2 protein-coding genes and 1 pseudogene (1 of these 3 running past the window's edge) are annotated in these 839 nt (G+C 46.7%); all 3 read left to right on the top strand.

The annotated features are described in order from the left end of the window. A pseudogene (locus GXP22_06885) lies at positions 1 to 294 on the top strand (hypothetical protein) (it extends 1014 nt beyond the left edge of the window). Next, a complete protein-coding gene (locus GXP22_06880; GenBank protein NOX09196.1) occupies positions 291 to 548 on the top strand; it encodes a hypothetical protein in 258 nt (85 codons plus the stop codon). The pseudogene GXP22_06885 and the gene GXP22_06880 overlap by 4 nt, the downstream one beginning before the upstream one ends. Continuing rightward, positions 523 to 839, top strand: a 317-nt coding sequence (locus GXP22_06875) for a hypothetical protein (protein NOX09195.1), incomplete at its 3' end; no start/stop codon positions are given. The genes GXP22_06880 and GXP22_06875, both read left to right, overlap by 26 nt.

Below are 839 nucleotides of genomic sequence, written 5' to 3'. Positions count from 1 at the left end.
GAGGCAACGGCTGGCACTGATCCACTGGTGGTAGATACGGATGCAGATGGTACCAATGATAATACCGATAATTGCCCTGTTGATGCCAATACGAATCAGACGAATACCGATGGTGTGAATGATGGTGGTGATGTCTGTGATCTGGATGATGATAATGATGGAACGCCTGATGCCAGTGATGCCTTCCCGTTAGATGCCACAGAAACAACCGATACCGATGGTGATACCGTGGGTGATAATGCGGATAACTGTCCGGCTGATGCCAATACGAATCAGTTAAATCCGATGGTTTGAATGATGGTGGTGATGTCTGTGATCTGGATGATGATAACGATGGTCTGACGGATGTGGAAGAGGCCGCCGCTGGTACTAACCCACTGGTGGTTGATACGGATGCAGATGGTACCAATGATAATACCGATAACTGTCCTGTTGATGCGAATACAAATCAGTTGAATACCGATGGGTTGAATGACGGTGGTGATGTCTGTGATCTGGATGACGATAATGATGGTTTGACGGATNNNNGAGGCAACGGCTGGCACTGATCCACTGGTGGTAGATACGGATGCAGATGGTACCAATGATAATACCGATAATTGCCCTGTTGATGCCAATAATGACCAGTTGAATACTGATGGGTTGAATGACGGTGGTGATGTTTGTGACACAGATGATGATAACGATGGAACGCCTGATGCCAGTGATGCCTTCCCGTTAGATGCTACAGAAACAACCGATACTGATAGTGATACCGTGGGTGATAATGCGGATAACTGTCCGGCTGATGCCAATACGAATCAGTTAAATACCGATGGTTTGAATGATGGTGGTGATGT

Source organism: Gammaproteobacteria bacterium (assembly GCA_013151035.1).
Taxonomy (GTDB): domain Bacteria; phylum Pseudomonadota; class Gammaproteobacteria; order JAADJB01; family JAADJB01; genus JAADJB01.
This window is presented reverse-complemented; position numbering and strand designations above follow the sequence as displayed.